This window comes from Nocardioides ungokensis (assembly GCF_013466985.1).
Classification (GTDB): domain Bacteria; phylum Actinomycetota; class Actinomycetes; order Propionibacteriales; family Nocardioidaceae; genus Nocardioides; species Nocardioides ungokensis.
In genome coordinates this window covers 3,772,247-3,797,818 of the sequence record NZ_CP059164.1, presented here as the reverse complement: position 1 = coordinate 3,797,818, position 25,572 = coordinate 3,772,247, and the positions used below count along the sequence as shown (strand labels likewise).

The window sequence follows — 25,572 nt, the reverse complement described above, 5'->3', positions numbered from 1 at the left end:
CAATGCCGAAGATTCTTGAGTTCGACGAGGGCGCCCGCCGCGCGCTCGAGCGGGGCGTCGACGCGCTCGCCAACGCCGTCAAGGTGACACTGGGCCCCAAGGGCCGCTACGTCGTCCTGGACAAGAAGTGGGGCGCGCCCACGATCACCAACGACGGTGTCACCGTCGCGCGCGAGATCGAGCTGGACGACCCGTTCGAGAACCTCGGTGCGCAGCTGACCAAGGAGGTCGCCACCAAGACCAACGACGTCGCGGGTGACGGCACCACCACCGCCACCGTGCTGGCGCAGGCGATGGTCCACGAGGGCCTGCGCGCCGTCGCCGCCGGTGCGAACCCGATGGGCTCAAGCGGGGCATGGACGCCGCGGCCGAGGCCGTCGGCGACGCGCTGCGCGAGGCGGCCCGCGAGGTCGAGTCCAAGGAGGACATGGCCTCCGTCGCGACCATCTCCAGCCGCGACTCCCACATCGGCGAGCTGCTCGCCGAGGCCTTCGACAAGGTCGGCAAGGACGGCGTGATCACGGTCGAGGAGTCCAACACCATGGGCACCGAGCTGGAGTTCACCGAGGGGATGCAGTTCGACAAGGGCTACATCTCGCAGTACTTCGTCTCCGACCCCGAGCGGATGGAGGCCGTCCTCGACGAGCCCTACATCCTGCTGCACCAGGGCAAGATCTCGGCGATCGCCGACCTGCTGCCGCTGCTGGAGAAGGTCATCCAGGCCGGCAAGCCGCTGTTCATCCTCGCCGAGACGTCGACGGCGAGGCCTCTCGACCCTGGTCGTGAACAAGATCCGCGGCACCTTCAACGCCGTCGCGGTGAAGAGCCCGGCGTTCGGCGACCGTCGCAAGGCGATGATGCAGGACATCGCGACCCTGACCGGCGGTCAGGTCGTGGCACCCGAGGTCGGGCTCAAGCTCGACCAGGTCCGGCCTCGAGGTCCTCGGTCAGCGCGCCGCGTCGTCATCACCAAGGACAACACCACGATCGTCGACGGCGCCGGTGACGCCGCCGAGGTCGACGGTCGCGTCAACCAGATCAAGGCCGAGATCGAGTCCACCGACTCCGACTGGGACCGCGAGAAGCTCCAGGAGCGGCTCGCGAAGCTGGCCGGCGGCGTTGTGCGTGATCAAGGTCGGCGCCGCCACCGAGGTGGAGCTGAAGGAGAAGAAGCACCGCATCGAGGACGCCGTCTCCGCGACGCGCGCCGCGATCGAGGAGGGCATCGTCCCCGGTGGTGGCTCCGCCCTCATCCACGCGGTGTCGGTCCTCAAGGACGACCTCGGCCTCACCGGCGACGAGGCCGCCGGTGTCCGCATCGTCCGCAAGTCGGCCGACGAGCCGCTGCGCTGGATCGCCGAGAACGGCGGCCAGAACGGCTACGTCGTGACCACCAAGGTCCGCGAGCTCGGCCTCGGCAACGGCTACAACGCCGCCACCGAGGAGTACGGCGACCTGGTCGCCCAGGGCGTCCTGGACCCGGTCAAGGTCACCCGCTCCGCGCTCGTCAACGCCACCTCGATCGCGGGCATGCTGCTCACGACCGAGACGCTGATCGTCGACAAGCCGGAGGACGACGAGGACAACGGCGCGGCCGGCCACGGCCACGGTCACGGCCACGGCCACTGATCGACCCGTATACGCAGCGACCCCGCCCGGCTCGTCCGGGCGGGGTCGCTGCGTTCTGGGGTCGTCGTGGGTCGACGTGCCTGCGCGGCGCGGACTCCGGTTGTCTACCGCTCGCCGAGGGTCGGCCCGGCGAGCACCAGGACGCCCTCGGCGAGGAGCTCCTGCAGATAGGCGAAGTGCGCCCCGAAGGCCTACTCCTCCGCGGCCGACATGGTGTCCGCGAAGTTCCGTCGGGGAGGGTGGAGAAAGTAGATCCAGCCGCTCACGCAGGCCAGCCTCGCAGGTGCCGGCACAGGTGTCATGCGGGTGAAACACGGGTGTTCCAGACCTGCAACGTCGTCGGGGCACTGTTCCCCTGTCTGCACCATCCACGAGGGGGAACCCATGCTCTGGCGCGTTCGCACGACCCTGCCCGACCGTCCGGGATCGCTGGCCGTCCTGGCCAGGAGCTGTGGCGAGGCAGGCGTCAACATCCTCGGCCTGCAGATCTTCCCGGGCATCGACGCCGTCACCGACGAGCTGGTGCTGCGCACTCCCGAGGGATGGGGGCTGCCGGAGATCGCCGAGATCGTCGAGGCGTCCGGTGGGCGCGCTGTCAGTGCGGCGCCCTGCACCGAGGCGGCGCTCACCGACCAGCCGACCCGCTACGTCCAGGCCGCGCGCCGGATCCTGGCCCGCCCGGCCACGTTCCCCGAGGTGGTGGCGATGCTCTTCGACGCCGAGGCCGACCCGGAGCAGGGCTCGCTCGGCCCCGTGCAGGACGTCATGGACATGACCGTGGGGGAGGTGCAGGTGCAGGTGCGGCGTACCGCCCCGTTCACCGCCACCGAGCACGCCCGCGGCGCCGCGATGGCCGACCTGGTCTCCGACGTCCTCGCCCGTGGTCGGGAGGTGGCGTCGGCCCCCTCGCCCCGGCGGGTCGGCACCGGATCGACGCCGCAGTACGCCGTCGAGGGCGACGCGGTGCGTGCCGTGATCGAGGAGGTCCCGGTCGGACTGGCGATCGTCGGGCCGCCCGGTGCCGAGGAGGACGGTGCCGAGGAGGACGTCCGGCCGGTGACGCTGCGGGTCGATCCTGCGTGGCAGCGCCGCGGGATCGGCACCCGCCTCCTGGTCGACGCCGCCCGCCTGGCGGGCTCGATGGGCGCCACGGAGATCGTGCTCACCACCCGGGCGGACAACCAGGCGGTGCTGCCGATGGTGCTCGCGGCCGGCCTGCGGGCCCGGATCCGGATGGCGGCCGACGAGCTCACCGTGAGGGTGCCGGTCCGCTCGCTGCGACCGCTGGACGCCTGACCCCGTCGAGTCGGAGCGCGGCGCGGTCGCTCGGTAGGATGACCGGGTGGAGCTCCCCGAGAAGTTCGCCGCCCTGGGCCTGACCTACGACGACGTCCTGCTGCTGCCGGGTCACTCCGACCTGGCGCCGTCGGACATCGACACGACCTCGCGGCTGACGCGCGAGATCTCGATCAAGGTGCCGCTGGTCAGCGCCGCCATGGACACCGTCACCGAGTCCCGGATGGCGATCGCGATGGCGCGCCAGGGCGGGCTGGGGGTCCTGCACCGCAACCTCTCGATCGAGGACCAGGCCTACCAGGTCGACCTCGTCAAGCGGACCCAGACCGGCATCATCTCCAACCCGGTCACGATCGGGCCGGACGCGACGCTGGAGGAGCTCGACCGCATCTGCGGTGAGTACCGCGTCTCCGGCCTCCCCGTGGTCGACTCCGACGAGCGCCTCCTCGGCATCATCACCAACCGCGACCTGCGCTTCACCCCGGTCGCCGAGTGGGCGACCACGAAGGTCGACGAGGTGATGACGCCGATGCCGCTGATCACCGGACCCGTCGGCATCTCCCGCGACGAGGCCACCCTGCTGCTGCGCAAGCACAAGCGCGAGCGGCTGCCGCTGGTCGACGCCGACGGCCGCCTGGCCGGCCTGATCACGGTCAAGGACTTCGTGAAGTCCGAGCAGTTCCCGCACGCGTCGTACGACGCCGACGGCCGGCTGCTCGTCGGCGCCGCGATCGGCTACTTCGGGGATGCCTGGCAGCGCGCCACCACGCTGGTCGAGGCCGGGGTCGACGTGCTCGTCGCCGACACCGCCCACGGCAACGTGCGCCTCCTGCTCGAGACGGTCAAGCGCCTCAAGACCGACCCGGCGACCCGGCACGTCCAGGTGATCGGCGGCAACGTCGCCACGCGCGAGGGCGCTCAGGCCTTCGTCGACGCCGGCGCCGACGCGGTCAAGGTCGGCGTGGGTCCGGGCTCCATCTGCACCACCCGCGTCGTCACCGGCGTGGGCGTCCCCCAGGTCACCGCGGTCTACGAGGCGTCGCTGGCCACCAGGCCGGCCGGGGTCCCGCTCATCGCCGACGGCGGCATGAAGCACTCCGGTGAGATCGCCAAGGCCGTCGTGGCCGGGGCCGACACGGTGATGCTGGGCTCGCTGCTCGCCGGCTGCGAGGAGTCACCGGGCGAGCTGGTCTTCGTCAACGGCAAGCAGTACAAGTCCTACCGGGGGATGGGCTCGCTCGCCGCGATGTCGAGCCGCGGCAAGAAGTCCTACTCCAAGGACCGCTACTTCCAGGCCGAGGTCACCAGCGACGACAAGATCGTCCCCGAGGGCATCGAGGGGCAGGTCGCCTACCGCGGCCCGCTGGCGGCCGTCTCGCACCAGCTGGTCGGTGGCCTCAACCAGTCGATGTTCTACGTCGGCGCCCGCACCATCCCCGAGCTGCAGGAGAAGGGCCGCTTCGTGCGGATCACCTCCGCCTCGCTCAAGGAGAGCCACCCCCACGACGTGCAGATGACCGTCGAGGCCCCCAACTACACAGGACGCTGACGTGACCGAGATCGAGATCGGGCGAGCCAAGCGCGCCCGCCGCGCCTACTCCTTCGACGACGTGGCGATCGTGCCGTCGCGACGCACCCGCGACCCCGAGGAGGTGAGCGTTGCCTGGCAGATCGACGCCTACCGCTTCGAGCTGCCGGTGATGGCGGCGCCGATGGACTCGGTGATGTCGCCCGAGACCGCGATCGCGTTCGGCCGCTTCGGCGGGCTCGGGGTGCTCGACCTCGAGGGCCTCTGGACGCGCTACGACGACCCGACCGAGCTGCTCGAGGAGGTCGCCGGCCTCGAGGGCAGCGATGCGACCCGCCGCATGCAGGAGATGTACGCCGAGCCGATCCGCGCCGAGCTGATCACGGAGCGGCTCAAGGAGATGCGCGTGGCCGGGGTGACCGTTGCGGGCTCGCTGTCGCCGCAGCGGACCAAGGAGTTCGCCAAGACCGTCGTGGACGCGGGTGTCGACATGTTCGTCATCCGCGGCACCACCGTCTCGGCCGAGCACGTGTCCTCGCAGGCGGAGCCGCTGAACCTCAAGGAGTTCATCTACGAGCTGGACGTCCCGGTCATCGTCGGCGGCTGCGCGACCTACCAGGCCGCGCTTCACCTGATGCGCACCGGCGCCGCCGGTGTGCTGGTCGGCTTCGGCGGCGGGGCCGCCCACACCACCCGCACCGTGCTCGGCGTCGCCGTGCCGATGGCCTCGGCCGTCGCCGACGTGGCCGCCGCGCGCCGCGACTACCTCGACGAGTCCGGCGGCCGCTACGTCCACGTGATCGCCGACGGCTCGATCGGCCGGTCGGGCGACATCGCCAAGGCCATCGCGTGCGGTGCCGACGCGGTCATGGTCGGGTCGCCGTTCGCGCGTGCCTCCGACGCTCCGGGCCGCGGCTTCCACTGGGGCGCCGAGGCCCACCACGCGGAGCTGCCCCGCGGCCAGCGCGTCGGCTTCGAGGCGGTCGGCACCCTCGAGGAGATCCTGTTCGGCCCCTCCCGCGTCGCCGACGGCACCATGAACCTGATCGGCGCGCTGCGCCGGTCGATGGCCACCACCGGCTACACCGACCTCAAGGAGTTCCAGCGGGTCGAGGTCGTCGTCGAGTGACGCCCGGGCCGCTGCGCGTGGCCGCGGGCCAGGCGGTCGTCGCCTCAGGTGACGTGGCGGCCAACGTGACCACGGCGGCGCGCCTGGTGTCGCTCGCCGGGAGCCAGGGCGCGCGGCTGGTGCTGCTGCCCGAGGCGTTCCTGACCGGCTACGACCTGGGCGTGTTCCTCGGTCCGGTGCCCTCGGCCGGGGACCTCGACGGCGGCTGGCTCGACCCGCTGCGCACCGCGGCGGCCGCCGCGGACGCGGTCGTCGTCGTGTCCACACCGCTGCAGCGGGGGGCGGTCAAGACGCTGTCGATGCTCGTGGTCCTCCCGTCGGGCGAGGTGAGCGCCCCCTACGACAAGCAGCACCTCGACAGCGACGAGACGCCGTTCTTCGTCCACGGCGACCACGGCGCCTCGATCACTGTCGACGGCGTCGAGCTGGGGCTGTCGATCTGCTACGACAGCTCGTTCCCCGAGCACGCGCGGGCCGCCGCCGACGACGGCGCCTCGGCGTACCTCAGCTCCGCCGCCTTCTTCCCCGGCGGGGGCCATCGCCGCGACCTGGCCCTGCCTGCGCGGGCTCTGGACAACGGGATGTACGTCGTCCTCGCGGCGATGACCGGGCCGTGCGGACCCTACGAGTTCATCGGGGGCTCCGCGGTCTACGACCCCGAGGGCCGCCCGCTCGCCCGGCTCGGCGAGGAGGAGGGGCTGGCCGTCGCCGAGCTCGACCCGGCGGTGGTCGCCGAGACCCGCGCGGCGCGCACCATGCACGCCGACCGGCGCCCTTCCCTCGGGCCCCGCCGCCGCTGAGCTCGACCCTCGTCACACGAGCCGGGGTCACGCACACTGGGGTCATGAACCAGCCCAGCGCCCTCAGCCCGCAGTCCCGGGACCACGCGCTGGCGGCGCTGGCGTCCCCCGACGAGCTCGACGTCCTCGTCGTGGGCGGCGGGGTGGTGGGGGTCGGCACCGCGCTGGACGCGGTCACGCGGGGGCTGAGCACCGGCCTGCTCGAGCAGCGCGACCTGGCCAGCGGCACCAGCAGCCGCAGCAGCAAGCTGGTGCACGGCGGCCTGCGCTACCTGGAGATGCTCGACTTCGCACTGGTCCGTGAGGCCCTGCAGGAGCGTGGCCTGCTGCTCACCCGGATCGCCCCGCACCTGGTCCGCCCGGTGCCGTTCCTCTATCCGCTGACCCGCCTCGGGTGGGAGCGTCCCTACGTGGGCTCGGGCCTGATCCTCTACGACGCCATGGCGATGCTGGGCAAGTACGAGATGGGCGTCCCACGCCACCGCCACCTCTTCCGCAAGCAGCTTGCCCGGATGGCGCCGGACTTCAAGGCCGACAAGGTCGCCGGAGCGATCCGCTACTACGACTGCCAGGTCGACGACGCCCGGCTGGTCCTGACCGTGGCCCGCACGGCGGCGAGGTACGGCGCCCACGTGGCGACCCGGGTCCGCGTCACCGGCTTCCTGCGCGAGGGGGAGCGGGTCGTGGGCGTGTCGGCGCGCGACCTCGAGACCGGACGCGACCTCGAGGTCCGGGCACGGGTCGTCGTCAACGCCGCGGGCGTGTGGACCGACGAGATCCAGGAGATGGTGGGCGGCCGCGGCGCGCTGCACGTGCAGGCCAGCAAGGGCATCCACCTGGTGGTGCCGCGCGACCGGATCCGGTCCGACGCCGGCTTCATCACCCGGACCGAGAAGTCGGTGCTGTTCGTGATCCCCTGGGGCCGGCACTGGATCATCGGTACCACCGACACCGCCTGGGACCTCGACAAGGCGCACCCGGCAGCCAGCCGCGCGGACATCGACTACGTACTCAGTCACGTCAACACGATCCTGCGGGAGCCCCTGGACCACGAGGACGTCGAGGGCGTGTACGCCGGCCTGCGCCCGCTGCTCACCGGCGAGTCCGAGCCGACCTCGCGGATCTCCCGGGAGCACACCGTGGTGGCGCCCGTGCCGGGCCTGGTGATGATCGCCGGCGGCAAGCTCACGACGTACCGCGTGATGGCGAGGGACGCCGTCGACGCGGCGGCCCACTCGCTCAAGGCCACCGCCAACCTGACCGTCCGCGGCTCCATCACCGACCGGGTCCCGCTCGTGGGCGCCGACGGGTTCGAGACCCGCTCGAACCAGCGGGTGCTGCTGGCCCGCCGCTCCGGCCTGAACGTGGCCCGCATCGACCACCTGCTCGGCCGCTTCGGGGACATGATCGACGACCTGCTCGCCCTCATCGCGGTGCGTCCCGAGCTCGCGGCGACGCTCGAGGGCACCGAGGACTACCTCGCCGCCGAGGTCGTGTACGCCGTGACCCACGAGGGCGCGCGCCACCTCGACGACGTGCTGACCCGGCGCACCCGCATCTCGATCGAGACGTTCGACCGGGGCCTCGCGGCCGCGCCGGCGGCAGCACGGCTGATGGCCGGGGAGCTCGGCTGGGACGAGGCCCGCCTCGCCGACGAGGTCGACCACTACCGGCGCCGGGTCGAGGCGGAGCGGCTGAGCCAGGAGCAGCTGACCGACCGCGAGGCCGACGAGGCGCGGGTGCGGGCCCCCGACATCGTCTGACGTCTGGCCCTCATCGGTTGACAGATCAAGGAAGTGTGTAAAACGTCTCAGTTGGCTACCGCGGGGTAGTGAGCGAGACGGGGGTCACATACTCTCGGTACATGAGCGCGCAGAACCCCACTCCCTCGGGCGGCCCGACAGTGGAGGGGCCGCACGACCCCGAGCACGATCCCACCGCGTCGTACGCCCTCGAGCCCGACGTCACCGCGGCGCTGACCCGGCGGGTCCTGGCCACCTCGGGCGCCACCGTCGAGGTCCGGTCGCCCCTCAACGGCGCCCCCCTGGCCCACATCCCGCAGTCCAGCGACGCGGACGTGGCCGAGGCGTTCGCGCGGGCGCGGCGGGCGCAGGCCGCCTGGGCGCGGACCTCGCTCGAGGAGCGCTCGGCGATCATGCTGCGCCTCCACGACCTGGTCCTGGACCGGCAGGACGAGATCATCGACCTGATCGTCTGGGAGTCCGGCAAGGCCCGCAAGCACGCGTTCGACGAGCCGCTGCACATCGCGCTCACCGCCCGCTACTACGCGCGCACCGCGCACCAGCACCTCGACACCCAGCGCAGGCTCGGCGTCGTGCCCGGCCTGACCCGGGTGGAGGTCAACCGGATCCCCAAGGGCGTCGTCGGCATCATCTCGCCCTGGAACTACCCGTTCACGATGGCGCTGTGCGACGGCCTGCCCGCGCTGATGGCCGGCAACGCGGTCGTCACCAAGCCGGACGCCCAGACCATGCTCTCCGCGCTGCTGGGAGCCGAGCTGCTCGAGCAGGCCGGCTTCCCCCGCGACCTGTGGCAGGTCGTCGCGGGCCCGGGCTCGCGGGTCGGTACGGCGATCATCGGCCAGGCCGACTACGTCTGCTTCACCGGCTCGACCGCCACCGGCAAGCTGGTGGCCAAGGGCTGCGCCGACCGGCTCATCGGGTGCTCGCTCGAGCTCGGCGGCAAGAACCCGCTGCTGGTGCTGCGCGACGCCGACCTCGAGAAGGCCGCCGAGGGCGCCGTACGGGCGTCGTTCTCGAACGCCGGGCAGCTGTGCGTCTCGACCGAGCGGCTCTTCGTCGCCGACCAGGTCTACGACCGGTTCGTCGAGCGCTTCGTCGCCCGCACCGAGGCGATGACGCTCGGCGCCACCCTGGAGTGGGGCAACGACATGGGCTCGCTGATCTCGCAGGACCAGCTCGACACCGTCGAGGCCCACGTCGAGGACGCCGTCGCCAAGGGGGCGCGGGTCCTGACCGGAGGCCGGGCCCGGCCGGACCTCGGCCCGTTCTTCTACGAGCCGACCATCCTCGAGGGCGTGACGCCGGAGATGACCTGCTTCGGCCACGAGACCTTCGGCCCGGTGATCTCGCTCTACCGCTTCCACGACGAGGCGGACGCGGTGGCCCGCGCCAACGAGGGGGAGTACGGCCTCAACGCCTCGATCTACAGCCAGGACGGGCCTCGGGCCCGCGCCGTCGCCCGGGAGATCCGGTGCGGCACGGTCAACATCAACGAGGCGTTCGGGGCGACGTTCGCGAGCATCGACTCGCCGATGGGCGGGATGCGCCAGTCGGGCATGGGCCGCCGGCAGGGCAGCGAGGGCATCCTGCGCTACACCGAGCCCCAGTCGGTGGCGACCCAGCGACTGGTCCGGTTCGCGCCGATGCTCGGGATGTCCGACGAGACCTACGCGAAGGTGATGACCGCCAACCTGCGCCTGATGAAGAAGCTGGGGAGGGCGTGATGGAGCTCGACTACGACGTCCTCGTCATCGGGTCCGGCTTCGGGGGCTCGGTGACCGCGCTGCGGCTGACCGAGAAGGGCTACCGGGTCGGCGTCCTGGAGGCCGGCGCCCGCTTCGAGGACCGGGACTTCGCCGACACCTCGTTCGACGTCAAGCGCTACCTGTTCCGGCCCGAGGTCGGCTGCTACGGCATCCAGCGCATCGACGCGCTGCGCGACTGCCTGATCGTCTCCGGCGCCGGGGTCGGCGGCGGCTCGCTCGTCTACGCGAACACCCTCTACGAGCCGCTGCCCGCGTTCTACGCAGACCCGCAGTGGAGCCACATCACCGACTGGAAGTCCGAGCTCGCGCCCTACTACGACCAGGCCAAGCGGATGCTCGGCGTGGTCGAGAACCCCCTGCGCACGCCCGCCGATGACGTGATGGAGCAGGTCGCCACCGAGATGGGGGTGGGGGACACCTTCCACCCGACCCCGGTGGGCGTCTTCTTCGGCGGCCCGACCGACGAGCCCGGCCGGACCGTGCCCGACCCCTTCTTCGGCGGGGTCGGACCAGCGCGCACGTCGTGCATCGGCTGCGGCGAGTGCATGAGCGGCTGCCGGCACAACGCCAAGAACACCCTGGTCAAGAACTACCTCCACCTCGCCGAGCAGAACGGCGCCCGCGTGCTCCCGCTCACGACGGTCACCCGGGTCGCGCCCCGCTCGACCGGCGGGTACGACGTGCACGTGAAGTTCACCAAGGCCAAGACCGGCCGGCGGTCGGCCCGCCGGGTGCTCACCGCCGAGCAGGTCGTCTTCGCCGCGTCCTCGCTGGGCACCCAGCGACTGCTGCACCGGATGCGCGACGAGGGCCACCTGCCGCGCGTCTCCTCGCGGCTGGGCTTCCTGTCGCGCACCAACTCCGAGTCGATCATGGGCGCGATCGCACCCGATGCGAAGGTCGACTACAGCCAGGGCATCGCGATCACCTCGAGCTTCCATCCCGACCAGGACACCCACATCGAGCCGGTGCGCTACGGCAAGGGCAGCAACCTGATGTCGTTGATGCAGACCGTGCTGACCGACGGCGACCTCCCCGAGCCCCGCTGGCGGACCTGGCTGCGCGAGATGTGGACCCAGCGGCGCAACGTCGCCGACCTCTACGACCTCAAGCACTGGTCGGAGCGGACGGTGATCGCGCTGGTGATGCAGAGCCTCGACAACTCGATCACCACTTACACCAAGCGGATCCCCGGCACGAGGAAGCGCTACCTGACCAGCAAGCAGGGTCACGGCGTCCCCAACCCCACCTGGATCCCCGCCGGCAACGTGGCGGTCCGGCTGATGGCGAAGATCATGGGCGGGACCCCGGGCGGCTCGATCGGGGAGCCCTTCAACCGGCCCCTGACCGCCCACTTCCTGGGCGGCTGCGCGATCGGCGACAGCCCGGAGACCGGCGTGATCGACCCCTACCAGCGGCTCTACGGCCACCCCGGCCTGCACGTCGCCGACGGCTCCGCGGTGACCGCCAACCTCGGGGTCAACCCGTCGCTGACGATCACCGCCCAGGCCGAGCGCGCCATGTCGTTCTGGCCCAACAAGGGCGCGCCGGACCACCGGCCGCCGCTGGGCGCGGCCTACCAGCGGATCGAGCCGGAGACCCCTGCCGCGCCCGCGGTGCCGGACGACGCGCCGGCCGCGCTGCGGCTGCCGATCGTCGGCGTCAGCTGACCCGGAAAATCAATTCGGATCCTGCCGTAACCCCTGTGACAGCGCCTCGTTGAGATGATCGGACCCGGCAGTCATGCTCCCTCCCAATCGCCGGGTCCCGCGGTCCAGGCACTGTCCAGCAGATGCGTGGACGATCAGGGCCCGGCCACCCTCCCTCCCCGGCCGGGCCCTGATGCATTTCGCCCGCAAACCTGATGCCGGGCGCCTCCGGCCCGATCGATAGAGTTCGCCCATGGAGCACGCTGAGCACGATCTGGTCCTGGTGGTCGACTTCGGGGCGCAGTACGCCCAGCTCATCGCCCGCCGCGTGCGCGAGGCCCGGGTCTACTCGGAGATCGTTCCCCACACGATGCCGGTCGAGGAGATGCTCGCCCGCCGGCCCAAGGCGATCGTGCTCTCCGGCGGGCCGTCATCGGTGTACGCCGACGGCGCCCCCGGCATCGACCCGGCCATCTTCACCAGCGGGACCCCGGTCTTCGGGATGTGCTACGGCTTCCAGCTGATGGCGCGCGGCCTCGGCGGCGAGGTGGCCCACACCGGCGCCCGCGAGTACGGCCGCACGCCGGTGACCGTGACGGAGTCCGGGACCCTCCTCGCGGAGATCCCGGCCGAGCACACCGTGTGGATGTCGCACGGCGACTCGGTCACCGCCGCACCCGCCGGCTTCACCGTGCTCGCCGCCACCGACGTGACGCCCGTGGCGGCGTTCGAGGACGTCGCCCGCGGGCTGGCCGGCGTCCAGTGGCACCCCGAGGTCATGCACACCCAGCACGGCCAGAAGGTCCTCGAGCACTTCCTCCACCACATCGCCGGCTGCCGGCCGACCTGGACGATGGTCAACATCGTCGAGGAGCAGATCGACCGGATCCGCGAACAGATCGGCGACGCCGGCCGGGCCATCTGCGGCCTCTCCGGGGGCGTCGACTCGGCCGTCGCCGCCGCCCTCGTCCAGCGCGCCATCGGCGACCGGCTCACCTGCGTCTTCGTCGACCACGGGCTGCTGCGCCAGGGCGAGGCCGAGCAGGTGGAGCGCGACTTCGTCGCGGCCACCGGCGTCGACCTGCACGTCGTGGACGCCGAGAAGCGCTTCCTGGACGCGCTCGCCGGGGTCTCCGATCCCGAGGAGAAGCGCAAGATCATCGGCCGCGAGTTCATCCGGGTCTTCGAGGCCGCCGAGGCCGAGGTGCTGGAGAAGAGTGCCGCGGAGGGCGACAAGGTCGCGTTCCTGGTGCAGGGCACGCTCTACCCCGACGTGGTCGAGTCCGGCGGGGGAGCCGGCACGTCCAACATCAAGTCGCACCACAACGTGGGCGGGCTCCCCGAGGACCTCGAGTTCGAGCTGGTGGAGCCACTGCGCACCCTCTTCAAGGACGAGGTCCGCCTGGTAGGCGAGCAGCTCGGACTCCCGGCCGAGATCGTCTGGCGCCACCCGTTCCCGGGCCCCGGGCTGGCGATCCGGATCATCGGGGCCGTCGACCGCGAGCGCCTCGACATCCTGCGCGAGGCCGACGCGATCGCCCGCGAGGAGCTGACCCGCGCGGGACTCGACCGCGACATCTGGCAGTTCCCGGTGGTCCTGCTCGCCGACGTCCGGTCGGTGGGTGTCCAGGGCGACGGGCGCACCTACGGCCACCCGGTCGTGCTGCGCCCGGTGACCTCGGAGGACGCGATGACTGCCGACTGGGCGCGACTGCCCTACGACGTGCTGGAGAAGATCTCCACCCGCATCACCAACGAGGTCAGCGAGGTCAACCGGGTGACCGTAGACATCACGTCCAAGCCGCCGGGCACCATCGAGTGGGAGTGAGGCGCCGGTGACGCGCGCCGTCCACCACATCGACCTGTGGGTCGGTGATGCCGCCGTGGCCGCCTCCGAGTGGGGCTGGCTGCTGGGGGAGCTGGAGTGGGACGTCTCCGACGACTGCCGCTCCTGGGTGCACACCGACGGGACGTACTTGTTCCTCGAGCGCTCCGACGACCAGCTCGACGAGCCCCACGACCGGTTCCGGCCCGGCGTCAACCACCTGGCGCTGACCGTCGAGGACCGCGCGACCCTGGACCGGATCCGCGCGGAGTCCTCCGCGCACGGCTGGCACGAGCTCTTCGCCGACCGCTACCCGCACGCCGGGGGAGACGGGCACACGGCGCTCTACCTCGAGAGCTCCGAGGGTTTCGAGGTCGAGATCGTCCTCGAGCAGTGAGTCGGCGCGGAGCGGACGAGTCACGCCGCCCCGCGCCGAAGGGTCACTTGTTGAAGATGCTCACGCCGCCGGGGCCGACGAGGAACCCGACGATGATCAGCGCAATGCCGAAGAGGATGTTGCGCTTGAAGAGCTGGATGATGCCCGCGATCACGAGGATGACGGCGAGGATCCAGAGCAGGAAGAGCATTGAGGTTCTCCATTCGAGGTGCGGCGCCCGCAGGGGACGGGCGCTCGTGCGGCGGGCCAGGGACCGGTGTCCCGGCGACGTACGCCGAAACCGGGCGGTACCCGTCCCGTTCCTCGAGCATTCCCCGGAGAGTCGGTTGTCACACGTGCTCGACGACCAGCTCGGTCCGCTCGGCCGCCAGCAGCACGGCGCCCACCAGGCTGGCCCGCTCGCCCAGCTCGCTGGCGAGGACCGGGGTGAGGGCGACCGAGTCCAGGGCGTGGCGACGCAGCCCGATCCGCGCGGACTCGAGCAGCAGCTCGCCGGCGCGTGCCATGTCGCCGCCGACCACGACCAGTGACGGGTTGAGCAGGTTCACGATGTTGGCCAGCCCCCACCCGAGGTGGAGGCCTGCGTCTTCGAAGGCGCGCTGCGCGGACACGTTCCCGCCCCGTGCGGCCGCGACGATGGCGTCGAGGTCGGTGTCCGGCAGGTGCCCGGACATCATCGACAGGACGTTCTCGACGGAGGTGTAGGCCTCGAGGCAGCCGCGGCTGCCGCACCGGCACAGGGGGCCCTGCTCGTCGACCGTCAGGTGCCCGATCTCCCCGGCGGATCCCCCGGACCCGTGGAACAGCTGGTTGTTGATGATGATGCCGGCGCCGACACCCGAGGAGATCTTCACGAAGACCGAGCTGTCGTGGCCACGGCCCACGCCCTGCCGGTGCTCGGCGAGGGCGCCGAGGTTGGCGTCGTTCTCGACGTGGACGGGGATGCCGAACTCCTTCTCGGCGGCGGCGCGGCTGTCGACGCCTTCCCAGCCGGGGAAGATCGCCGAGGAGCGGATGACGTCGTTGGTGACCGGCGCCGGCAGGCCCATCCCGATGTGGCGGACCCTCCCGTGGTCGGCGACCATCGCGTCGAGCATGGTGCCGGCCATCCCCAGCGCCTCGGTGTGGTGGTGGCCGGCCTCGAGCCGGACCCGTTCCTCGGCCAGCAGCCGCCCGGTCAGGTCGCCGACGGCCACCGCCACGTGGCTGTGGCCGAAGTCGACGCCCGCCACGAGCCCCGCGCCGCGGGCCAGACGCACCGACGAGCCGCGCCGTCCGCTGCCGGCCTCGGTCTCGACCAGGCCGGAGGCGGCGAGCTCGCGGACGATGTTGGAGACCGTGGCCGGAGCCAGGCCGGTGACGCGGGCCAGCTCGGCCTGGGTGAACTCGCCGTCGCCGTCGTCGAGCTCACCGATGGCGCTGCCGCGGAGCACGTCGAGGACTCGCTGCTGGTTGGCAGTCCGCAGCGAGGACGTCGACCCCGGGGCAGGGTCGGTGCGGCGACGTGGCATGGACGAACTGTGCACTCGCGTGGCGGTTGTGGTCAAGATGTGATCATTAACTCGTCCAATGATCTCGATTCGGCATTTTTGCGTTCATGTCTTGACGACAACCGTGTGACCGTCGACACTCGTCACAGATCATCAGGCCGCCCCGAGGGCTGCCCCCAGTCGAGGAGAACTACGTGTCCACACCTCTGCACCGCCTCGCACCCCTCGGGGTTGCGCTCGCCCTGAGCACAGCCGGCCTCGCCGCCTGTGGCTCGAACTCCGACAACAGCAGCTCGAACAGCAGCAGTAGCAGCAGCGGCGGCGTCAGCGCGGCCTGCAGCCTGGACAACCCGCCCACCAGTGGCGCCTCGGCGCCGCCCTCGGGCAGCCCCGGGAAGGCATCGGGCAAGGTGGGGGCGATCCTCCCCGACACCACCTCGTCGACCCGCTACACGCTGTACGACGCTCCGCTGCTCACCAAGGGCCTCAAGGCCGCCGGGATCACCCCGGACGTCCAGAACGCCGGCGGCAGCACCAGCAAGTTCGCCTCGATCGCGCAGAGCATGATCGGTGAGGGCGTCAAGGTGCTCATCATCGACTCGATCGACGCCCCGTCCGGTGCCGGTGTCGAGAAGCAGGCCGACCAGGCCGGCGTGAAGGTCATCGACTACGACCGGGTGAACCTCGGCGGCACGGCGCCCTACTACGTGTCGTTCGACAACGAGGACGTCGGCAAGCTGCAGGCACAGACGATGGTCGACTGCCTCAACGCGCAGGGCGTCACGAAGCCGAAGATCATCATGATGGACGGCGGCAAGGACGTCGACAACAACGCGGTCCTCTTCGCCAAGGGCGCCCACGAGGTGCTCGACCCGCTGCAGTCCGCCGGCAAGCTCGACATCGTGTCTGAGTCGGTCGTCAAGGGCTGGACCATCTCCAACGCCGCCCCCACGTTCACCCAGGCGCTCACTGCTGCCGGCGGCCAGGTCGACGGCGTCGTCGCCGCGAACGACGACATCGCCAACGCGGTCATCGGTGTGCTCAAGGGCTCCGGCCTCAACGGACACGTGGTCGTCACCGGCCAGGACTCCGGCGTCGAGGGCCTGCAGAACATCATCACCGGTCAGCAGAGCATGACGATCTTCAAGGACGTCAGCCTCGAGGCCGACGCCGCCACGAAGCTCGCGGTGGCGCTCATCTCCGGCAAGGACCCGTCCTCGGCCGGTCTCACGCTGACCAAGTTCGACGACCCGCAGTCGGCGAGCCACAACCTGCAGGCGCTGCTGCTGCCGGCCCAGGTCATCACGCAGGCCAACATCCAGGACGTCATCGACGCCGGGGCGCTGACCAAGGCGGAGATCTGCAAGGGCATCGAGAGCGACTGCGCCAAGATCGGTCTTTCCTGACCGACGCTGCACCCACGATGATGGCCGGGCGGGGTCTCTCGCCCGGCCATCATCGGGCTCAGACCCCCCCGACCCCGGCCCCGCGAACTGGACGGTGATACCCGTGTCCGAACCGATCCTCGAGATCACGAAGCTCAACAAGAGCTTCGGCCCCGTCCATGTCCTCCACGACGTGGACCTGAACGTCTATCCCGGTGAGGTCACCGCCCTGGTCGGCGACAACGGCGCCGGCAAGTCGACCCTCGTCAAGTGCATCGCCGGCATCAACCACATCGACAGCGGCGAGGTGAAGTTCGAGGGCAAGCCCGTGGTCTTCACCGATCCCCGCGTCGCCACCGGCCTGGGCATCGAGTTCGTCTACCAGGACCTCGCGCTGGCCGACAACCTCGACATCACCCAGAACATGTTCCTGGGTCGCGAGATCCGGAAGTTCGGCATGCTCGCCGACGGCGAGATGGAGAAGAAGGCCCGCGAGACCCTGAAGGGCCTCTCGGTGCGCACCGTCTCCTCGGTCCGCCAGCTCGTCGCCAACCTGTCCGGTGGCCAGCGCCAGACCGTCGCGATCGCCCGGGCGGTGCTCTGGAACAGCAAGGTCGTCTTCCTCGACGAGCCGACCGCCGCGCTGGGTGTCGCCCAGACCCGCCAGGTCCTCGACCTGGTCCGTCGGCTGGCCGACCAGGGCCTCGGCGTCGTGCTCATCTCGCACAACATGAACGACGTCATGGAGGTCGCCGACCGGGTCGCCGCCCTCTACCTGGGCCGGGTGGCCGCCGAGGTCCTCACCACGGACACCAGCACCACCCAGATCGTCGAGCTCATCACAGCCGGTCGCAGTGGCGACATCGGCCTCACCCCCGCTACCGCCAACGCGAACATCTGAGGAAGCCGTCATGTCTGCCACCAGCGAGACCGCCCCTCCGGCCAAGGGTGCCGGGCCCGAGCGGGCCTCCAGCTTCTCCCTCGACGTCGAGCGCCAGACCATCCCCGGCGCCTTCCGGTCCTACATCGGCAAGCTGCGTTCAGGTGACCCCGGCGCGCTGCCCTCGATCATGGGCCTCATCGTCCTCGTCATCATCTTCGCCCAGGTCAGCGACCGCTTCCTGTCGAAGAACAACATCGGCAACCTGCCCGGCCAGGGCGCCTACATCGCCGTGATCGGCATGGGCCTGGTGTTCGTGCTGCTCCTCGGCGAGATCGACCTGTCCGCCGGCACGACCGGCGGCATGTGTGCCGCGTTCGCAGCCCGTGCCGTGTTCTCCGGTGACCTGCACGGCGTGCTCCCGTCCTTCCTCTACTGGTCCCTGCTGGTCTTCATGCTGGCCGCGATCGCGCTCGCGGTCTGGCTCAAGGCCTGGAGCGGCGCGGTGGTGGTGACGCTCGGCGTCGTGCTGGTCGCAGCCGGGCTCGTGGACAACAACGTGACCCTCGCGATGATGGGGGCCGTGGCCCTCGGTGCGGCGGTCGGCGTCGTGACCGGCTTCCTGGTCGCCAAGGTCGGGATCCCGAGCTTCATCGTCACCCTGGCGCTGTTCCTTGCCTGGCAGGGCGTGCTGCTCTTCGTCCTCAACTCCCAGCCGATCGGGACCACCAACTTCAACCTCTGGTACAACCTCGCCAACGCGAATCTCTCGGTGTTCTGGAGCTGGGTCTTCACGATCGTGGTCGTCGCGGGCTACATGGCCTTCACGCTGTGGAAGTCGATCTCGGCCCAGCGGGCCGGCCTCGCCCACGACGCGCTCAGCCTGGTCCTGCTCCGCGGCGGGGTGATCGCGTTCGTCGGCATCGTCGTGACCTACCTGGCCTGCCAGAACCGCAACACCAACCCCTACCTGGTCATTGCGGGCATCCCGTGGGCGGCGGTCATCGCGATCTCGATCATGATCGCCTGCAGCCTGGCGCTCACGAAGACGACCTGGGGACGGCACCTCTACGCCACCGGCGGCAACGCCGAGGCCGCGCGCCGCGCCGGCATCGACGTGGTGCACATCAAGGTCACCGCGTTCGTCCTCTGCTCGTCGTTCGGCGCCTTCGGCGGCATCCTGCTGGGCTCCACGTCGCACTCGGTGTCGCTGGACCTGGGCGCCGGCAACATCCTGCTGTTCTCGGTCGCAGCAGCGGTCATCGGCGGCACGTCGCTCTTCGGTGGCCGCGGCAAGCCCCGGGACGCCGTCCTCGGTGCCCTGGTGATCGTGATCATCCCGAACGGTCTGGGTCTCAAGCCCAACCTCGGCGTGCAGTACCAGCAGGTGATCACGGGCGTCGTGCTGCTCGCCGCAGCAGCCGTCGACGCGATCTCGCGCAAGAGGTCGCAGCGCACCTGATCTGTCCCCGGACCGAGCCCCCGAACACCGAGGCCACCCGTCTGCCGCGAGGCACGGGTGGCCTCGGTCGCGTCCGGGGGGCGGCTCAGCGCACGTCGTACGTCGTGGTCCGCTGCCGGACGGGGCGCCCGATGGCCGCCCCGATCTCCTCGAGCTCCGCGACGGTCTTGGCGGAGCCGTGCTCCGAGCCGGCCATCCGCGAGATCGTCTCCTCCATCAGGGTGCCGCCCAGGTCGTTGGCGCCGGCGTCGAGCATGGCCCGGGTGGGTGCCGTCCACGCCGAGCTTGACCCAGCTGGTCTGGATGTTGTGGATCCGGCCGTGCAGCAGGATCCGGGCCAGCGCGTGGACGGCGAGGTTGTCGCGCAGCGTGGGGCCGGGGCGCGCCACCCCGGCGAGGTAGATCGGCGCGGAGGTGTGCACGAAGGGCAGCGGCACGAACTCGGTGAAGCCGCCCGTCTCGTCCTGGATGCGGGAGAGGACGCGCAGGTGCTGGACCCAGTGGCGGGGGTTGTCGACGTGGCCGTACATCATCGTGCTGGTCGTGGGGATCCCGACCCGGTGCGCGGTGGTTATGACGTCGATCCACGTCTGCGTCGGGAGCTTGCCCTTGGTGAGCACCCAGCGGACGTCGTCGTCGAGGATCTCCGCGGCGGTGCCCGGGACCGAGCCCAGGCCGGACTCCCGGGCCTTGATCAGGAAGTCCTCGAACGACAGGCCCGTACGGGTGGCGCCGTTGACGATCTCCATGGGGGAGAAGGCGTGCACGTGCATCCCGGGCACGCGCTGCTTGACCGCTGCGGCGAGGTCGAAGTAGGCGGTGCCGGGCAGCTCGGGGTCGATGCCGCCCTGCATGCAGACCTCGGTTGCGCCGAGCTGCCACGCCTCCTCGGCGCGGTCGGCGACCTGCCCCAGCGAGAGGGAGAACGCGTCTGCGTCGGTCCGGCGCTGGGCGAAGGCGCAGAACCGGCAGCCGACGTAGCAGACGTTGGTGAAGTTGATGTTGCGGTTGACCACGTAGGTCACGTCGTCGCCGACGGCGTCCCGGCGTAGCGCGTCGGCGAGGCGGCACACCTGGTCGAGCAGCTCGCCCTCGGCGGTCATCAGGGTGAGCGCGTGCTCGTCGGACAGGTTGCCCGGGTCGGCCTCGGCGGCAGCCAGGGCGGCGTGTCCGTCGTGGTCGCGCGGTAGTCCGTGACGCTTCTGCTGTCCCGGAGGCCCCGCGACAGCAGGAGCGTCACGGACTACCGCATCACGCAGCTCGTCCCAGTCGCCGTACACGTCGTCGAAGTCGGAGCGCCGGTCGTGGGTGCGCCCGGTGGTGTCGACCTCGGTGTGCAGGTCGGTGCGGCCGGTCCCGCCCCGGCCGTGGAGGTGGGCGAAGCCGCCGTCGGGCTCCTGCCACGGCAGCCCGGTCGGGCGTACGCCGGGACGGGCCAGGCCGGCGAGAGGGCCGTCGTCGGTGGCCAGTGCGGCGACGTGGGCGGAGACGCGGGGGTCGAGCCACGGCTCGCCCTGCCGGACGTACTCGGGGTGGACCGTGAGGCGCGGCTGCAGGTCGAGGCCCGCCCCGGCGGTGATCTCCCGCAGCCGGTCCAGGGAGGGCCAGGGGCGCTCGGGGTTCACGTGGTCGGGGGTCAGGGGGGAGACCCCGCCCCAGTCGTCGATGCCGGCGTCGAGCAGGGCGCGACACTCACCGGAGTCAGGGGCGGTGTCGACGAGGTTCGGCGGTGCCTGGACCCGGGCCTTCGGGCCCAGCACGAGCCGGGTGACCGCGATCGTGGCGAGGTACTCCTCCAGTTCGAGGTCGTCGGTGTCACGCATCGCGGTGTCGGGCTTGGCGCGGAAGTTCTGGACGATGACCTCCTGGACCGCGCCGTAGCGCCGCGAGGTCGCGCGCACCGCGAAGATCGTCTCGGCACGCTCGGTCAGGGTCTCGCCGATGCCGACGAGCAGGCCGGTGGTGAAAGGGATCGAGAGTCGGCCGGCGTCCTCGAGCACCCGGAGGCGGACCTCGGGGTCCTTGTCGGGCGAGCCGAAGTGGGCCTGCCCCTTGTCCTCGTAGAGCCGGCGAGAGGTCGTCTCGAGCATCATTCCCATCGAGGGGGAGACCGGCTTGAGCCGGTTCATCTCCTCCCACGACATGACGCCGGGGTTGAGGTGGGGCAGCAGCCCGGTCTCCTCCAGCACCCGGACCGCCATCGCCCGCACGTAGGCCAGGGTGGAGTCGTAGCCCTGCTCGTCGAGCCACGCGCGCGCCTCGGGCCATCGGTCCTCGGGCCGGTCGCCCAGCGTGAAGAGGGCCTCCAGGCAGCCGAGCTCCGCTCCCCGCCGGGCGATCTCGAGGATCTCGTCAGGCGAGAGGTACGGCGCCCTGCCCTCCTTGGCGAGCTTGCCGGGGACGGTCACGAACGTGCAGTAGTGGCAGCGGTCGCGGCACAGGCGGGTCACCGGGACGAACACCTTGGGCGAGTAGGTCACCACCCCCGGCCGGCCGGCCGCGACCAGTCCGGCGTCCCGGACCCGGGCGGCCGCGGCACAGAGCCGATCGAGGTCCTCGCCCCGCGCGGCCAGGAGCACGGTGGCCTCCGGGACGTCCAGCGCGGCCCCCCGTTCGGCCCGGGCGAGGGCACGGCGTACCTGCTGGGGTGTCGGCTGCTCGCTCATCGTCCTCAGGCTAGCCGTGCGCTGGTCCCCGGGAGCCCCGGGGACCAGCGCGCGGACCCGGTGTCGCTACACCGACGCGGTCTCCTTCACGGGCTCCTCCGGGGCGACCGTGTGGTCGCCGCGGTCGAGCCTGCTGGGCCACCAGATCCGGCTGCCCAGGTCGAGGTTGAGCGCGGTGACCAGGACCGGGCGGACGACCATCGTGTCCAGGATGACGCCCAGCGCGACCGCCACCCCGATCTCGACGAACGCGACCAGCGGAAGTGTGCCGAGGACCAGGAAGGTCGAGGCGAGCACCAGCCCGGCGGAGGTGATCACGCCGCCCGTGGCCGACAGCGCGACCAGCGAGCCCGGCCGCGTCCGCGGGACTGGGTCTCCTCCCGCACCCGTGTCATCAGGAAGATGTTGTAGTCGATCCCCAGCGCGACCAGGAAGACGAACACGAACAGCGGGAACGACGCGTCCTGGCCGGCGAAGCCGAAGAGGTGCTTGAACATCAGCGCCGAGAGCCCGATCGCGGCGCCGAACGACAGCACCACGGTGCCGATGAGCAGCAGCGGGGACAGGATCGACCGCAGCAGCACCATCAGGATGAGCATCACCACGAGGAGCACGATCGGGATGATGACCAGGTTGTCGTGGCCCGAGGCGTTCTCCACGTCGAGCGAGATCGCGGAGTAGCCGCCCACCAGGGCGTCGGCGCCCGGGACGGCATGCACGGCGTCACGAGCCGCGGTCACCGTGTCGAAGGCCTTCTGGGACAGGGCGTCACTGGTGATCGTCGCCTGGACGTACGCCACCCCGCCCTCCGTGCGCGGCGGGAGGACGTCGGTGATGCCGTTGACCCCGGACAGGGCCTTCGCCACCGCTCCGCCCTGCTCGGCGTTCGCGACCACCATCAGCGGGTTGGACTGGTCCATCAGCCCGTGGTCGGTGAGCGCGCGCTGGCCGATGATCGAGTCGAAGTCCTTGGTGTAGGACTCCTCGGTCGTGAGGCCGTGGGCGTTGAGGGAGAACATCCCGAGGCAGGCCACCCCGAGGGCCGCGGCGGTGCCGACCCACACGGCGCGGGGACGCACGGAGATCCGGCGACCCACCTTGGCCCACAGGCCGGACGCCGTCGGCTCCGCGGAGCCGAACGCCGGGCGCTTGGGCCAGAACACCCACCGGCCGGTGATCACGAGCAGCGCGGGCAGCAGGGTGATCATCACCAGCAGGGCGACGGTGATGCCGATGGCGGCGACCGGGCCCAGGCCAGCGGTGGAGTTCATCTCGGCGAAGAGCAGGCAGAGCATGCCCAGGACCACCGTGGCCGCGCTGGCGACGATCGCCGGGGCCGCACGGTGCAGCGCGAACGCCATCGCCTCGTGCCGGTCGTCGTGGCGGCGCAGCTCCTCCCGGTAGCGCGCCACGAGCAGCAACGCGTAGTCGGTGCCGGCGCCGAAGACCAGCACGGTCAGGATGCCCTGGCTCTGGCCGTTCACGGTGAGGTCGGCGTACTTCGCCAGGAAGTAGATGACCGCCTGGGCGGTGAAGAGCGCCACGACCGCGGAGAACACGGGCAGGATCCACAGGACCGGGCTGCGGTAGGTCAGCAGCAGGATGATGATCACCACGGCACCGGCCGCGAAGAGCAGGGTGCTGTCGAGGCCCTCGAAGGCCTTGGCCGAGTCGGCGGCCTGGCCGCCCTGGCCTGCAATGTGGATGCTCACGCCGTCGATCGCCGCCATGTCACGCAGCTCGCTGGCGACGTCCGGCATCTTGTTCCAGCCGTTCTTGCCGAAGTTGAACGTGACCTGGGTCTGTGCGACCTGCCCGTCCTGGGAGACCGCTTCGATCCCGAGCTTCTGGGCCGAGGCAGGGCTGATCACGCTGTTCGGGACCGCGCCCTTCATCTGGGCGAACTCCGTGGCCTGGCTCTCGATCTGGGCCAGGTCGGCCTTGCTGAGCGGGCCCGAGCTGGACTCGTAGACCACGGTGGTGGGCAGGTTGTTCGGGTCCTGGAACGCGTTGAGCTTGTCGAGTGCACGGGTCGACTCGGCGCTGGCGGGCAGCCAGGAGGAGGACTCGTTGTTCTGGACGTCGGTGAGCTTGGCGGCGAACCCGCTGGCGACCACGACGATGATGAGCCAGGCGACCAGGACGATCCACTTGGTGACACGGCCGGTGAGCTTTCCGGCAATCTGACGATGCATGGGAGAACTCCATCAGAAGGAAGGGACAGTCGGCATCAGGGTTTCCCCCGATCAGACCCCTTCGGGCTCCGGAATTCATCGCCCGATGGGGGCACATGCCCGGCGCTCGACATGGCCCGACTAGACCAGTCACCCGGCTAGTGTCGGGCCATGTACCCCGGGACCTGGGCCGCGACCACCCCTGACAAGCCCGCCCTGGTGATGGCCGGGTCCGGCCGCACGCTGACCTACGCCGAGCTCGACGCCCGTAGCCTCCGCCTGGCCCGGCACCTCCGGGACCGCGGGCTTGACAAGGGTGACGTGGTCGCCCTGCTCAGCGACAACACCCCCGAGGCCTACGAGGTCTACTGGGCCGCGCTGCGGTCGGGGCTCTACATCAGCGCGGTCAACCACAACCTGTCGGCCGACGAGGCGTCGTACATCGTCCGGGACTGCGGCGCCAGGGCGCTGGTGGTGTCCGGGGCCAAGGCCGAGCTGGTGCGGGGGCTCGACGTCGAGGTGGGGGAGCGGCTCGTCTACGGGCCGCCGGTGCCGGGCTTCGAGGACTACGAGGCCGCGCTGTCGGCCGCCGGGGACGAGCCGCTCCCCGAGCAGCCGCACGGGGACGACTTCCTCTACTCCTCCGGCACCACCGGGCGGCCCAAGGGCGTGAAGGTGGCGCTCCCGAAGATCCGGGTCGACGAGCCGGGCTACTCCTACGTGAACATCTTCGGCGGCCTCTACGGCTTCGGCCAGGACACCGTCTACCTCTCGCCGGCGCCGGTCTACCACGCCGCGCCGCTGCGCTTCGGCGGCGTGGTGCACGCGCTCGGCGGGACGCTGGTGATGATGGAGAAGTTCGACGCCGAGGGTGCGCTTCGCGCGATCCAGGAGCACCGGGTCACCCACACCCAGATGGTCCCGACGATGTTCGTGCGGCTGCTCAAGCTCGAGCCCGAGGTCCGCGCGTCGTACGACGTGGGCTCGCTGCGGTACGTCGTGCACGCGGCCGCGCCGTGCCCGGTCGAGGTGAAGCGCCGGATGATCGAGTGGCTGGGCCCGATCGTGCAGGAGTACTACGCCTCGACCGAGGCGAACGGCGCGACGATGATCGACTCCGAGACGTGGCTGGCGCACCCCGGCTCGGTCGGCAAGGCCCTGCTCGGCATCCTGCACGTCTGCGCCGAGGACGGCCGGGAGGTCGGTCCGGGCGAGGTCGGGACGATCTACTTCGAGCGCGACGAGGTGCCCTTCGCCTACCACAACGACCCCGAGAAGACCGCGAGCACGCAGCATCCCGCGCACCCGACGTGGACCACCGTCGGCGACCTCGGCTACGTCGACGACGAGGGCTTCCTCTACCTGACCGACCGCAAGGCGTTCATGATCATCAGCGGCGGGGTGAACATCTACCCGCAGGAGGTCGAGGACCTCTTCAGCCTGCACCCCGCGGTCGTCGACATCGCCGTGATCGGCGTCCCCGACGAGGAGATGGGGGAGCGGGTGGTGGCCTTCGTCCAGCCGGCACCCGGTGCGGAGCCCGGGGACGCCCTCGCGGCCGAGCTCACGGCGTACGCGCGCGAGCGCATCGCGCACTACAAGGTGCCGCGGGAGATCCACTTCCGCGAGGCGTTGCCGCGCACACCCACCGGGAAGATGGTCAAGGGCCGGCTGCGCGAGGACTACGCCGATACCGCATCCGGCCGATGACGCGGGCGGTCCCTGTGGACGAG

Annotated in this window: 17 protein-coding genes and 2 pseudogenes; 14 read left to right on the top strand and 5 right to left on the bottom strand. The window is 70.9% G+C overall.

The window, feature by feature from the left end:
• The first annotated feature begins 2 nt into the window (after nt 1–2).
• The 10 genes and pseudogenes from groL (at nt 3) to H0S67_RS18680 (ending at nt 13,782) form a co-directional block, all read left to right on the top strand.
• Nucleotides 3–1,629: pseudogene (gene groL / locus H0S67_RS18725) on the top strand (chaperonin GroEL).
• A 384-nt stretch (nt 1,630–2,013) separates the two neighbouring features.
• Nucleotides 2,014–2,925, top strand: coding sequence for a GNAT family N-acetyltransferase (locus H0S67_RS18720; RefSeq protein WP_180934266.1), 912 nt, complete (start codon nt 2,014–2,016; stop codon nt 2,923–2,925).
• A gap of 46 nt (nt 2,926–2,971) precedes the next feature.
• The gene (gene guaB, locus H0S67_RS18715) at nt 2,972–4,474 is read left to right on the top strand and encodes an IMP dehydrogenase (protein WP_180934265.1); all 1,503 of its coding nucleotides are present in this window, start codon (nt 2,972–2,974) and stop codon (nt 4,472–4,474) included.
• 1 nt (nt 4,475) lies between these two features.
• Nucleotides 4,476–5,582, top strand: coding sequence for a GuaB3 family IMP dehydrogenase-related protein (locus tag H0S67_RS18710; protein ID WP_180934264.1), 1,107 nt, complete (start codon nt 4,476–4,478; stop codon nt 5,580–5,582).
• Nucleotides 5,579–6,382: a carbon-nitrogen hydrolase family protein gene (locus tag H0S67_RS18705; protein ID WP_180934263.1), complete on the top strand. Its 804-nt coding sequence runs from the start codon at nt 5,579–5,581 to the stop codon at nt 6,380–6,382. The genes H0S67_RS18710 and H0S67_RS18705 overlap by 4 nt, the downstream gene beginning before the upstream one ends.
• Nucleotides 6,383–6,426: 44 nt before the next feature.
• Complete coding sequence (locus tag H0S67_RS18700) at nt 6,427–8,145, top strand: glycerol-3-phosphate dehydrogenase/oxidase (RefSeq protein ID WP_180934262.1); 1,719 nt, start codon at nt 6,427–6,429, stop codon at nt 8,143–8,145.
• 101 nt (nt 8,146–8,246) lie between these two features.
• On the top strand, nt 8,247–9,869 hold the full coding sequence (locus tag H0S67_RS18695) for a succinic semialdehyde dehydrogenase (protein ID WP_180934261.1): 1,623 nt from the start codon (nt 8,247–8,249) through the stop codon (nt 9,867–9,869).
• On the top strand, nt 9,869–11,581 hold the full coding sequence (locus H0S67_RS18690; RefSeq protein WP_180934260.1) for a GMC oxidoreductase: 1,713 nt from the start codon (nt 9,869–9,871) through the stop codon (nt 11,579–11,581). The genes H0S67_RS18695 and H0S67_RS18690 overlap by 1 nt, the downstream gene beginning before the upstream one ends.
• Before the next feature lie 232 nt (nt 11,582–11,813).
• Complete coding sequence (gene guaA, locus H0S67_RS18685) at nt 11,814–13,388, top strand: glutamine-hydrolyzing GMP synthase (protein WP_180934259.1); 1,575 nt, start codon at nt 11,814–11,816, stop codon at nt 13,386–13,388.
• Nucleotides 13,389–13,395: 7 nt separating this feature from the next.
• On the top strand, nt 13,396–13,782 hold the full coding sequence (locus H0S67_RS18680; RefSeq protein ID WP_180934258.1) for a VOC family protein: 387 nt from the start codon (nt 13,396–13,398) through the stop codon (nt 13,780–13,782).
• Between the two features lie 43 nt (nt 13,783–13,825).
• Here H0S67_RS18680 and H0S67_RS18675 read toward each other — a convergent pair whose 3' ends face one another.
• Together H0S67_RS18675 and H0S67_RS18670 are read right to left on the bottom strand one after the other, a co-directional pair.
• Complete coding sequence (locus H0S67_RS18675) at nt 13,826–13,972, bottom strand: GPGG-motif small membrane protein (protein ID WP_180934257.1); 147 nt, start codon at nt 13,970–13,972, stop codon at nt 13,826–13,828.
• A 139-nt stretch (nt 13,973–14,111) separates the two neighbouring features.
• Entirely contained in the window at nt 14,112–15,293 is a 1,182-nt protein-coding gene (locus tag H0S67_RS18670; protein ID WP_180934256.1) for an ROK family transcriptional regulator, read from the bottom strand.
• A gap of 173 nt (nt 15,294–15,466) precedes the next feature.
• On the opposite strand from H0S67_RS18670, the gene H0S67_RS18665 reads away from it, so the two are divergent.
• The 3 genes from H0S67_RS18665 (at nt 15,467) to H0S67_RS18655 (ending at nt 18,999) form a co-directional block, all read left to right on the top strand.
• Nucleotides 15,467–16,678: a sugar ABC transporter substrate-binding protein gene (locus tag H0S67_RS18665; protein WP_219635334.1), complete on the top strand. Its 1,212-nt coding sequence runs from the start codon at nt 15,467–15,469 to the stop codon at nt 16,676–16,678.
• Between the two features lie 103 nt (nt 16,679–16,781).
• Nucleotides 16,782–17,558: an ATP-binding cassette domain-containing protein gene (locus H0S67_RS18660; protein WP_180934255.1), complete on the top strand. Its 777-nt coding sequence runs from the start codon at nt 16,782–16,784 to the stop codon at nt 17,556–17,558.
• A gap of 10 nt (nt 17,559–17,568) precedes the next feature.
• A complete protein-coding gene (locus tag H0S67_RS18655) occupies nt 17,569–18,999 on the top strand; it encodes a sugar ABC transporter permease (protein ID WP_180934254.1) in 1,431 nt (476 codons plus the stop codon).
• Between the two features lie 85 nt (nt 19,000–19,084).
• Here the strand turns inward: H0S67_RS18655 and H0S67_RS18650 are convergent.
• The 3 genes and pseudogenes from H0S67_RS18650 to H0S67_RS18645 all read right to left on the bottom strand — a co-directional run bounded on the left by H0S67_RS18650 (nt 19,085) and on the right by H0S67_RS18645 (nt 23,860).
• A pseudogene (locus H0S67_RS18650) lies at nt 19,085–21,665 on the bottom strand (bifunctional FO biosynthesis protein CofGH).
• 66 nt (nt 21,666–21,731) lie between these two features.
• A complete protein-coding gene (locus H0S67_RS26915) occupies nt 21,732–21,983 on the bottom strand; it encodes an MMPL family transporter (RefSeq protein WP_281368895.1) in 252 nt (83 codons plus the stop codon).
• Entirely contained in the window at nt 21,980–23,860 is a 1,881-nt protein-coding gene (locus H0S67_RS18645; RefSeq protein ID WP_281368894.1) for an MMPL family transporter, read from the bottom strand. The genes H0S67_RS26915 and H0S67_RS18645 overlap by 4 nt, the downstream gene beginning before the upstream one ends.
• 150 nt (nt 23,861–24,010) lie before the next feature.
• Here H0S67_RS18645 and H0S67_RS18640 point away from each other — a divergent pair, with 150 nt between their 5' ends.
• A complete protein-coding gene (locus H0S67_RS18640) occupies nt 24,011–25,549 on the top strand; it encodes an acyl-CoA synthetase (protein WP_180934253.1) in 1,539 nt (512 codons plus the stop codon).
• Nucleotides 25,550–25,572 lie beyond the last annotated feature (23 nt).